The sequence below is a fragment of the Pedobacter sp. 01N416 genome (assembly GCF_056399685.1).
The window spans coordinates 1-11,523 of record NZ_JBFTRT010000142.1 but is presented as its reverse complement, the minus strand read 5'-3'; the positions used below and the strand labels follow the sequence as shown (position 1 = coordinate 11,523).

Annotated in this window: 12 protein-coding genes; 4 read left to right on the top strand and 8 right to left on the bottom strand. The window is 38.2% G+C overall.

Annotation, left to right across the window (positions count from 1 at the left end):
- From AC1DND_RS09985 to AC1DND_RS09960, 6 genes are all read right to left on the bottom strand, one after another.
- A partial coding sequence (locus AC1DND_RS09985; protein ID WP_477581261.1) for a hypothetical protein occupies positions 1–196 on the bottom strand: 196 nt, incomplete at its 3' end.
- Between the two features lie 11 nt (positions 197–207).
- On the bottom strand, positions 208–528 hold the full coding sequence (locus tag AC1DND_RS09980) for a hypothetical protein (protein ID WP_477581259.1): 321 nt from the start codon (positions 526–528) through the stop codon (positions 208–210).
- Between the two features lie 222 nt (positions 529–750).
- A complete protein-coding gene (gene dapA, locus AC1DND_RS09975) occupies positions 751–1,638 on the bottom strand; it encodes a 4-hydroxy-tetrahydrodipicolinate synthase (protein WP_477581257.1) in 888 nt (295 codons plus the stop codon).
- Positions 1,639–1,726: 88 nt separating this feature from the next.
- Entirely contained in the window at positions 1,727–3,739 is a 2,013-nt protein-coding gene (gene ligA, locus AC1DND_RS09970) for an NAD-dependent DNA ligase LigA (RefSeq protein ID WP_477581255.1), read from the bottom strand.
- A gap of 30 nt (positions 3,740–3,769) precedes the next feature.
- The gene (locus AC1DND_RS09965; RefSeq protein WP_477581254.1) at positions 3,770–5,272 is read right to left on the bottom strand and encodes a hypothetical protein; all 1,503 of its coding nucleotides are present in this window, start codon (positions 5,270–5,272) and stop codon (positions 3,770–3,772) included.
- 37 nt (positions 5,273–5,309) lie between these two features.
- Complete coding sequence (locus AC1DND_RS09960; protein ID WP_477581252.1) at positions 5,310–5,984, bottom strand: ACP phosphodiesterase; 675 nt, start codon at positions 5,982–5,984, stop codon at positions 5,310–5,312.
- A 171-nt stretch (positions 5,985–6,155) separates the two neighbouring features.
- Here AC1DND_RS09960 and tyrS point away from each other — a divergent pair, with 171 nt between their 5' ends.
- Both tyrS and AC1DND_RS09950 read left to right on the top strand, forming a co-directional pair.
- Positions 6,156–7,442: a tyrosine--tRNA ligase gene (gene tyrS / locus AC1DND_RS09955; RefSeq protein ID WP_477581250.1), complete on the top strand. Its 1,287-nt coding sequence runs from the start codon at positions 6,156–6,158 to the stop codon at positions 7,440–7,442.
- A gap of 13 nt (positions 7,443–7,455) precedes the next feature.
- A complete protein-coding gene (locus tag AC1DND_RS09950) occupies positions 7,456–7,908 on the top strand; it encodes a hypothetical protein (protein WP_477581249.1) in 453 nt (150 codons plus the stop codon).
- A gap of 32 nt (positions 7,909–7,940) precedes the next feature.
- Here the strand turns inward: AC1DND_RS09950 and AC1DND_RS09945 are convergent, their stop codons facing one another.
- Positions 7,941–9,314 carry an outer membrane beta-barrel family protein gene (locus AC1DND_RS09945; RefSeq protein WP_477581263.1) on the bottom strand — a complete coding sequence of 458 codons (1,374 nt, stop codon included), beginning with the start codon at positions 9,312–9,314 and terminating at the stop codon, positions 7,941–7,943.
- 7 nt (positions 9,315–9,321) lie between these two features.
- Complete coding sequence (locus AC1DND_RS09940) at positions 9,322–10,029, bottom strand: carboxypeptidase-like regulatory domain-containing protein (RefSeq protein ID WP_477581247.1); 708 nt, start codon at positions 10,027–10,029, stop codon at positions 9,322–9,324.
- 118 nt (positions 10,030–10,147) lie between these two features.
- On the opposite strand from AC1DND_RS09940, the gene AC1DND_RS09935 reads away from it, so the two are divergent.
- Both AC1DND_RS09935 and AC1DND_RS09930 read left to right on the top strand, forming a co-directional pair.
- A complete protein-coding gene (locus AC1DND_RS09935) occupies positions 10,148–11,263 on the top strand; it encodes a sensor histidine kinase (RefSeq protein WP_477581245.1) in 1,116 nt (371 codons plus the stop codon).
- On the top strand, positions 11,238–11,523 hold a 286-nt coding region (locus AC1DND_RS09930), incomplete at its 3' end, for a LytR/AlgR family response regulator transcription factor (RefSeq protein WP_477581243.1). The genes AC1DND_RS09935 and AC1DND_RS09930, both read left to right, overlap by 26 nt.

Below are 11,523 nucleotides of genomic sequence, written 5' to 3'. Positions count from 1 at the left end.
TTGGGATAAATGAGTTTGAGGTCATGCGGTAAACATTTGTGCCATCATCATTGGCCAACATCAGTTCTGCGGAACGATTAGCCTTTTTAAAATCATTTTCGGGCATCCCAATTACTATTGAAGATTCAACATACGACCTGCTTTTGCACCCCATGGCCATTACTGCCACAAAAGCAATTAACAATATTTTTTTCATGGTTATCTCCCTTATTTCTGATTAGCTTTTGATTCTTCTATTTTCACGGTTGTGTTATTGAAGTAATGCGTTTTTTGCTCAAATTTGTATAGTTTTTTTTGTGCAAAATAATAGAAATCAGAAAACGTTGATCTTTCTCCCGAACCTTTAAAAACTTCGTAGATTGTCGAATCATTGGCCAGGTAAACTAAAGTGGCCCGGCGATGAGAATCTTTAAAATCATTTTCGTTCATTCCAACATGGATATTGGATGATTCACTGCTCAGCTTAGCGCGTAAGGCGCAGCCGCTGACCATTACGGCCAACATGGCAATACATAATACATTTTTCATTGTGTGTTTAATTTGTGTGTATCGAAGCCAATTCAATAATGGTGCCTTTAATACACCTGAAACTTTTGTAGCGTTATAGTTTTTTAATTTTTTTTTAAGTTGTTGATTGTCAGTTGATTTATTTGCGTAATTTTTTATTTACACACAAAAAAACAGATTGTCTTCATTTACTTTTCAGCAAAATCAAACAATCTGTTCTAAAAATATTAATTGGGGTAGTGTTTAAGCCACCTCGCTTAGTTTTTCTATCTCTGCAATAATCGATTTTTCTAACGCTACAGAAGCTTTAACCAATGGCAACCTTACTGTATCGCCACAAACACCTAAATGTTTTAATGCCGCCTTTATTCCTGCCGGATTGCCCTCGGCAAAAGCCAAACGGGTAAATTCTATTAAGCTTAAATGAGCAGGCAAGGCCGCTTTATAATCGCCAGCTAAACAAAGTTTCACCATATCAGAAAATTGCTTAGGTAAAGCATTCCCGATTACAGAAATAATCCCTGCTGCACCTAAAGCGATCATTGGCAAGGTAACCGGGTCATCACCAGAGATTAAAAGAAAATCTGCAGGTTTATCTCTCATAATCTGGTTAAACTGATCAAAACTTCCTGAAGCTTCTTTGGTCGCGATGATGTTTTTAAAATCATACGCCAGTCTGCAGGTAGTTTCCGGGCTCATGTTGCTTCCGGTACGGCCAGGTACGTTGTATAAAATCAAATCTAAAGGAGAAATTTCTGCTAAGTATTTATAGTGCTGATAAATTCCTTCCTGCGTAGGTTTATTGTAATATGGACTAACCGATAAAATGGCGCTGTATCCGTTAGCATCGAAAGATTTAATATCTTCAGCAACGGCCAAAGTGTTATTGCCACCTATGCCGGCAACTAGCGGTAATCTATTGTTATTAATTTCAGCAGTATAGGCCCACACCTTCTTCTTCTCGTCCTTGGTCATTGTAGCGGTTTCGCCGGTTGTACCTAAAGAAACGAGGTAATCTATCCCTCCGTCTACCAAATGATTAATCAGGTTTTTTAAGCCGTTATAATCAACTGATCCATCTGTGTTGAAAGGTGTAACTAATGCTACCCCAGTACCCTGAAATTTGTTCATTTTAATTTATAATTATTGAATTTTGAATGAGAGATTGAATGAATGCCTTGGACATTCTATCATTCACTAATTCAATCACTCTCTCATTTTATTTTATCATCTCTAAAAGTTCGGCATCGCTGATGATCGGAACGTTTAGTTTATTCGCTTTTTCTAATTTCGATGGACCCAYATTGTCGCCTGCTACCAGGTAATTCAATTTGCCCGAAATACCACTCAGCATCTTGCCTCCATTAGCCTCAATCATATCTTTTAGTTCATCGCGACTAAATTTTTCAAAAACGCCCGAAATTACGAATGTTTTTCCAATAAGTCTATCACTATCAAGCGTAATTACTTTTTCTTCAATTTCAAACTGTAATCCGGCTAATTTTAATAATTCTACCTGCTGTAAATGCTCAGATTTTCCAAAATACTCAACAATACTCTCTGCAATTCRCTGGCCGATCTCATCAATGGCAATTAATTCCTCTACAGTAGCTTTAGAAAGGTTGTCGATATTCTTTACGCCAGCGGCAGTTTTCTTTGCAACTGTTTCACCAACATATCGGATACCCAAGCCAAAAAGTACTTTCTCAAAAGGCATTTCCTTCGACTTTTCAATTCCTGCAAGCATGTTCTCGATCGATCGTTCTCCGAAACGGTCTAAGGTTTTCAGTTGATCTGATTTTTGGTACAGGGTATATAAATCGCTGATGTGCCTTACAAGGCCATGCTTATAAAAGGTTTCAATAGTTTCATCACCGAGCCCATCAATGTTCATGGCCTTGCGTGAAATGAAATGCTGAATTTTTCCAACAATCTGCGGCGGGCAACCCTCATCGTTAAGGCAATAATGAACTGCTTCTCCTTCTCTTCTGATTAATTCTGTTCCACATTCGGGGCAGTTGTGTAAATATTGAACCTTTGTAGCGCCAGGCAATCGCTTATCTAAATTTACCTTGATAATTTTTGGAATAATCTCACCACCTTTTTCTACATAAACGGTATCGCCTTCATGTAAATCTAAACGATCTATTTCGTTTGCATTATGCAATGTAGCGCGTTTAACCGTGGTGCCGGCCAATAAAACAGGTTTTAAATTGGCAACCGGCGTAACTGCACCTGTTCTCCCTACCTGATAGGTTACTTTTTCTAATACAGTTTCAACCTCTGCTGCTTTGTATTTGTATGAAATGGCCCAACGTGGAGATTTGGAGGTGAAACCCAATTCTTGCTGTTGTGCATAACTGTTCACCTTAATTACAATACCATCGATATCATAACTTAGTTTAAAACGCTCGTTTTCCCAATGGTGGATAAATTCCAGTACTGCATCGATGTTAGAAACTAGTCGGTTATGTTCGCAAACATGGAAACCCCAATCTTTTACGGCATTTAAACTTTCCCAATGGGTTTTAAATTCATTTTTATCGGTGTATAAGAAATAAATAAAACCATCTAAGGGCCGTTTGGCCACTTCTTTGCTATCCTGCATTTTTATAGTGCCCGAAGCAAAATTTCTAGGGTTTGCATAAGGGATTTCACCAAGTTCTTCACGGGCAGCATTTAAGCGTAAAAAGGCCGCTTTGTGCATAAAAATTTCCCCACGGATTTCGAAATGTTCGGGCGCAATCGCCGATTTGATCTGGTGTGGGATGGTATGAATGGTTTTTACGTTATTGGTTACATCATCACCTTTGGTGCCGTCGCCGCGGGTAACTGCACGTAAAAGTTTGCCGTTTTCATAAGTAAGGCTAATGGATAGGCCATCAAATTTTAATTCGCAAACGTATTCAAAATTATCGCCAATCGCTTTACGGATACGTTCATCAAAATCGCGGAGATCCTGCTCATTGTAGGTATTCCCCAACGATAACATGGGGTATTTGTGGTTTACGGTAATGAAATTTTTGGTAATATCTCCACCAACACGCTGCGTAGGCGAATTTGGATCGGCAAAATCAGGATTTGCTTTTTCGAGTTCGGCGAGGTGCTTTAATTTTTTATCAAACTCATAATCGCCAATAGTAGGCATAGCCAACACATAATAGTTATAATTGTGCTGGTTTAATTCGGCCACCAGGGCATCCATTTCTTCTTTTATTGCAGTTAGCGACATAAGACAAATATAGAAAAAGGAGCAGAGTGATTAATATTTTAGTTGTAAAAGCTGTAAATCTACTTTCTTGCTAAAAATGCCCATACGCTCAACGAATGGAATAATAAAACTACCATTTAGCCAGCTGATGGACTCGGTATTGGCATAATAAGAATTTTTGATGTCGTCCTTAGATATCAGATTGATTTTGTTTATTGTACCTGATTCCAGGTTCATTTCAGCATATACGGTAGCAACTGCAGTAAGACCATCTTTTTGGTTAGCTAAGATTCGAAGGGTTTTCTCTGCCAGGTTGAAGGAAACCTCTGATCCCTCTCCCGCGATACTACTTGTATAATCACGGGGCAAGAATTGATGATAAAGTGGTTTCATTTGAACATCATAGGCATTCATCAGAAGTGATCCCTCAGATGTAATAGAACCATGGCTGCTCGTAACAGAGAACCTTGGGGAAATAGTAACGAGAAGCGTATTGTTGTATTCTGCAATATGTCTGATATTCATGTATTTAATATCTGAGAAAGTCAGATCGTTGAATTTTTTGTTGGCCGGTACAAAAGACTTTTGCAGTTCTTTAACATGGGCTTTATCAAAAACTTCCTTTGTTGAGGTATAGGTACCGTTATTGAAATCGATTCTTGCAATTAACGTAGAGCGTTCTTTGTTCGTATTTTTGTAGAATATGCCAATGTAATTTACCAGGGGCTTTTTACTACTTGCAAAACTTATCGWCGATATTTCATCCTGGTTAAAAGCATCCAAAGGAATGCTCACGGTTTTAAGTGGGCTGGGGTTACTGCTCAAATAAATTGCAACGTTACATTTTCCCTTCGAAGCATCTACCGTACTGATAATAAAACTGCCATCATCGCCACAAGATGCCTTCCAGGTATCTCCATCCGGCATGTCGGGTTCCATTTTTTGTATTTGTTCCAGCTTATCATTAAAATCGATTACGGTGTAGCTCTGAGATTCATTAAAATCCTTATCCATTTTAAGGGCAGTTAAAAAACCAACCACCGGTAAGCCTATATGCACCTTGCGTTTTAATGCTGTTAGCCTTGTCGCCATCTTAAAATAAGCGCCATCCTCAGAAAAAAAGAATTCTGGTGTTTCCACAAAATCCTTACTTCCATCATAAATTATCTTTTGAGAAAGTATTTTGCCAGTCTTTTCTTCCAACAGATAAGCGATAAATTGATTGGTAAAACTTTTAAAGTAGCTACGGTCTGTGGAGGCAACAACCATAATGTTGCTTTTAAATTTTCCAATTGCCATTGGAAAACCAGTAAGTGTTGTAAGCCATTTCTGACTGAGCTTATCATCAACGGTAACCACTGCAAAGTCAGCTTTAGGTACGTCAACAATCATGGCGATGGCGTTACCGGATAAATCTACTTTTGTACCGTACCTGCTATCATAAGAGGCTCGGATGTTCCAGGTTGGTTTTTTGATAACATTAATCTGCTGTTGAGCGAAGGTGTTGAACTGCAAAACGATGATTAATAGGGAGAGAATTAGTTTAATTTTCATTTAGTTATTTGGTTTTTGCCCAAATATATCAAAATAATCAAACCAGTTTTTTCTCAATCTCTTTAAAAATATCCATGTAATCTTTTTCCAGAACGGTTTTAAAAATCCCAAGTTCAAAAGTCAGCTGCTGCAACTGCTTTTCATTTAACGTTTCCGGCCACAAACGCATACAGATCCTGTTAAGGGCATAACTGATATTTTCGAGTTTTTGGTAACTCAACAGGTATTTACTGCTGATGAACTTTTCTAGAAAATTGAAAAATACCTCCGGATCTTTCAGGTTACAGTGCTCCAGAAAATCGCTCAAGGATTCTTTTTTTACCGCTTCGAGTTTATCATAAAAATGATTTACCTGAACCAGATTATGTGTTACCAATAAATGATCCAATAAAAGTTCTAAGCCAATGTGTGCGAGGAATGAGGGGCGGACTGCAGTATTTTCTACAATGGGCTTAATGAGCTGCTTAAGCTCGGTGGTTTTCTCAAGGAAAAAATTAGAGGAATGAAAAAGCAGGTCGACCGCTAAATGTCTTTTCCAGCCAAAAAGCAGGTTTTCTTCATCAGGATTTCCTTTAAACAGGAATTCATTCTTCTGTGGGTATAGATTTGCCTCTTTTGCAGCATTTTTAATCAGATCTGGCAAAACCGTTCCCATTACCACATTGGCATCATTATTTGTCCGGTCGAAATAATAATGGGATAAAAAGTTCATTTTGCAAGGTAATGTTTTCTTATATGGTTGTAAAGAGCCAATGGTAAAATATTGGTAAGGTTACGGGGCTGCAAAGCGCAATTGCGATAACTCATTTACAAAACCAACTAATTTGCTTTAAACTAAGCTAAAATTTTATCTTTGCACGCACATTATTAAAGTGTTTGTACAATGACGAATTTTGTTGAAGAGTTAAGATGGCGTGGCATGTTGCATGATATTATGCCGAATACTGAGGAAAAGTTAAACGAGGGTATGACTTCTGGTTATATCGGTTTCGACCCTACTGCAGATTCGTTGCACGTTGGACACTTAACGCAGATCATGACACTGATTCATTTTCAAAATGCTGGTCACAAACCGTTTGCTTTGGTTGGTGGTGCTACAGGTATGGTAGGCGATCCATCGGGAAAATCTGATGAACGTAATCTTCAGACACCTGAAATGATTGAGCATAACCTGAAAGGGATGAAAAAGCAATTATCTAAATTCTTAAAATTTGAAGAAGGTGGAAATGGCGCTGTAATGGTTAACAATGCCGATTGGTTTAAGGATATGAATCTTTTTACCTTTATCAGGGATGTAGGTAAACACATTACCGTGAACTACATGATGGCAAAGGATAGTGTTAAAAGACGTTTGGAAGGTGATTCTGGCCTATCTTTTACCGAGTTCTGTTACCAGTTGATTCAGGGTTACGATTTTTATCATTTATGGAAAAATGAAAACTGTTTGGTACAGATGGGCGGATCTGATCAATGGGGCAATATTGTTACCGGTACGGAGCTGATCAGAAGAAAAGATGCTGGTACAGCTTATGCCATTACTACACAGTTGATTAAAAAGGCAGATGGAACTAAATTTGGTAAAACCGAAAGTGGTGCGGTTTGGCTGGATCCAGAGAAAACTTCTCCATATAAATTCTACCAATTTTGGTTAAATGCATCAGATGATGATGTGAAAAAATGGATCCGCATTTTTACCCTTAAAAATAAAGATGAAATAGAAGCCTTGGAAAAGGAGCATGATGCCGCTCCGCATCTGCGTATCCTGCAAAAAGCTTTAGCTCAAGACATCACCATAAAAACCCACTCGGAGGAAGCTTTGGAAACTGCTATTAAAACATCTGAGTTTTTATTCGGTAACGGATCGTTAGAATTTTTGAAGAGTTTGTCAGAAAGCCAGGTGTTAGAAATGTTTGAGGGCATTCCACAGTTTAACATTTCTAAATCTGAACTAACAGAGGGGATCGATGCGGCTACCTTACTTGCAGAAAAGGCTACTGTTTTTCCATCTAAGGGAGAGGCTAAAAAAACCATTCAGGGTGGAGGTGTTTCGGTAAATAAAGAAAAGGTAGCTGAAATGGCCCAAGTCTTTAATGCAGATCATCTGATAAACGATAAATTCGTCGTGGTACAAAAAGGAAAGAAAAATTACTTCCTTTTAATCGCCGAATAATATTTCGAGCCCAATGAAACTGATAATAAAAGATCTATTCATTGGACTCGAATTTAAAATTGAACGGGAAGTTGATCTTCCGCATCAGGTTTTATTCGATCGAATAACCCAGGAGTTGGAAGCGCTGGATTATGAAGTAGTTGAAGGGGCTCATGAAAAGATCCTGTTTAAAGAAAGAAGTAATGACCAACTTGTTTCTACATATTACTTTTGGGATAGGGTGAATAGCGGAAGTTTCGAAATCATCGAGACCAGCAAAAGGCAAAGTCTAAAATTTCTRTTTTCGGTATCCATATTTGGGCCAATTTTGATGATTTTTGCTATGGTTGGAATGTTTTTAGGTATTAATTATATGATTTTTCCCTTTGCACTTATTTTTTGCGTGCTCAATACTCAAAGGGCAATCGATACCAAAAATAAAATGCACGAAATTTTTAACGATGTTACTCGACAGGAGATAAATTGATTGCAATTTAATCTGCTCCATGCTTTCTATACCTACTCCTGATCTGGCAACCTGTCCTTTTCATCCTTCTTGCGGTTAAAGCGGTAAACCAATGTTGCGGTGGTTAATCTTCCGATACCCTTAAAACTCGATTCTAAATAATAGGTAGCTGTTGTGGTAATCTGCTTATCGATAAACGAATCGAAAATGTTGTTTACCGCTAAGGTAACTGAAACTTTATCTTTAAACAGGTCTTTACTGAGGGCGATATTAGCACGATACTGCGCTTTATTGACCGATTGAATATCGGTGTTTTTGGCCCTGTAGTTAAAACTGTATTCTATGGAAAAACTCTTCGGAAACTTCATCCGCGAGTTGATGCGGGTAAACCAGGTATGGTCTTCGGATCCATATTCTTTATTCTCAAAGGTACCCTGTTGCTTAAAAGCGTAATAGTTAAAATCCCACGATAACCGCCACCAGGATAGCGGGTTGTAGGTAGTTGAAATTTCTAGCCCATAACGGTCTTCGTAATCCAGGTTAACAGGAGTGTTTACAAAACCATTAACAGATTGCTTGAGTATAAATTCGAAGTAATTGGTAGCATGTTTATAATAAAGCGATGGGTTGAAAGTGAGTTTCCCCCATCTTTGCAGGATGCCCAGTTCGAACGAATTGGTGTACATGGGGTTTAGATCGGGGTTGCCCACTGTTAAGTTTCTGGTATCCGATAAGCCTGAAAACGGATTTAACTGCCAGAACTGTGGCCTGTTTATACGTCTGCTATAGCTTAAACGCAGATCGGTACTCTTTTGCAGCTTATAGGTGATATTTGCGGTAGGGAATAGATCGATATAATCTTTTAAAGCCTGGAAGGAGCCCTGTCGGTCTGAAATACCGATATCCGACAGTTCAGCCCTTAAACCCAGCAGGTAGTTAAACTTTTTGAATTTGTTCTCATACTGAAAATAAGCACCATAAATGTTCTCATTGTACTTGAGCTTATTGTCATAGGCTGGGAGCAGTACATCGTCCGCTTTGGCCCAATAGTCACTTCGGATGGACCTGATATTCGCCCTTACCCCGGCTTCGAATTTTGAATCGCCAGAGAAAGTGCCTACAAAGTCACTTTGAATAAATATCGCATCGCTGCTTTCAATATCTCTTGATGTTAAACGGCTTGTGTTCGTTAAAACTGGGAAAGTTTTTTGCTGGGTGATGTCCTGGTTTTCATCATCATTCCAAAAAACATATTGTAAACTCGTATTCCACTTTTGATCCTTGTTATCAAAGGTTTTTACATAATTCAGTTCGAGCTGATTGTATTTTTGTGGCTCTCTGTAATTCTCGAAACGGTTAATTGTACTATCGAGTATATTGTTTTTATTATAATAATTGTACAGGTAATTGGTGGTATCTTTATTCACCAGCAAATCATGGATTGGTAATTACCTCCACCTTTTCGATATTGCTGGCGGGTATCTGCTCTAAACCATTGTTATTGGTCAGCATAGATGGCTTGCCGTTGATGAGTACCTGTACACTTCCATTTCCACGTAAACTTATGGCGCCATTGGCATCTACATTTACGGAAGGCACATTGTTTAAAATATCATTGGCAGAGCCACCTTTTGAAATTAGATCTTTACCTACGTTAAATACTTTTTTGTCTAAACTTAATTCTACCGTAGTTTTTTCTGCTGTTACATCGACCGATTTCAACAACTGAACATCTTCTTTCAGGATAATGTCTCCAAGTTTAAGGTTCTGGGTTATTTCTCTGTTTTCGAGCAGTTGTGTTTTATAGGCAACAAATTCGATTTTAATGTGAAACCTGCCCGGTTGGGTGAGGAGTGTAAATTCACCTTTGCTATCTGTAACTGTGCTTTTTATAATTTTTTGATCAGCTACCGATAAAAGTTTGACGCCCGCGTTTTCGAGCGGTTTTAAGGTTTTTTCATCTATAACCCTTCCGGTAAGTTTAACTTCGGTTTGCGCAACGCTTTTCAGGGCTGATAATAAAAGGAGTAGGAAACACAATCGCTTAATCTGGTTCATGGTTTGTTTTAAATTTCCTGCAATATGGATGTTAGCACAAAGCAAAAACCCGTTTGAAGGCGTATAGGTAAGTATGGCATCCAAAAAGAGGTATTTTGGACCTTAACTCATTTCAGCATCCATTTGGATGTATCCGTATGCATTTTTGTTGTGTTCGTCGACGGTGCAAATTCGGATAGGTAAGAATTGTATATTTGTGTTGATGCCATTAATTGAGAGGATAGCCAAGTTCAGTTCCACACACCGGTTTCTTAGCCATATAATTTTTTGGCTGGTTACCTCTATTGTGTTTCTTAACCGCTATGATATTGATGAATACAATGATTTTCATAAAATCCTGATCCGGCATGCCTACTACATTTCCTTCACCATTATTGCTTCCTATTTTTTAACCTACCTGATCATTCCAAGGTTAATTACGGCCAAAACCTATTATGTGGTTGCCATTTACTTTCTGGTAGGAAGTTATATCATCTGTGTTTGTTCGAGAATAGTGGTGGTGCATGTGCTCGAACCTTTCTTAAGAACACCACCATTTGGCCAGGAGACTATCCTTGAAATCGCAATGGACGTACCCAAGCTTATTACACACTACTTTCCGTTAACGTTTTCTGCCGCCTGGATTTTTGCCTTTATTAAATTAATCAAAGAACAATATGTTATACAACAACATAAACTCTCTTTAGAAAAGGAACGGGCCGAAACAGAGTTAAAGGCCTTGAAGGCACAATTAAACCCACATTTTCTTTTCAATACACTGAACAATATTTACTCGCTTTCATTGGTTAACTCTCCAATTACTTCAAAATCAATTGCAGGTTTATCTGAAATACTCGATCATGTACTGTACAGGTGTAACAGTATGTATGTTCCTTTATCAGCAGAAATTACGCTGATTGAAAATTACATAGAACTCGAAAAACTAAGGTATGGTGGCCGTTTAGCGGTCAATTTTACACATAAGATAGACGATGATGCCACTATTGCTCCTTTAATTTTGCTCTCCCTGGTCGAAAATGCTTTTAAACATGGTGCTGGCGAAGATATTGGCCTGCCTGTAATCAATATAGATTTAAAACTGAACGAAAACCGTTTCCGTTTTATGGTTTCAAACAGTTTTATGCCGGGAAGGCAGAAAGAAGAAAATAGGATCGGGATAAATAACATAACCAAACAGCTTCAGCTGCTTTATCCTAAACAATACGATTTGAGCATTACTACCCACGATAATATCTTTGTAGTTTTACTACATATAAACCTAAAAAACAATACAAGTAAAAAAGATAAGATCTATGAAAGTAAGGTGTCTTTTAGTTGATGATGAGCCCCTGGCCATTCAGTTGATACAAAATCACATTGACCAGCTAGATACTTTTGAGGTTGTGGGTACCTGCTCAAATGCAATCAAAGCATTAGAGATGCTCAGAACTGTGCCCGTTGATCTGATGTTCCTGGATATTAAAATGCCCCAGATTACCGGGATTGATTTTCTTAAAACCTTAAAAAATCCACCTGCCGTAATTATCACAACGGCTTATCGCGAATATGCAATAGAAGGTTACGACCTCGATCTGATAT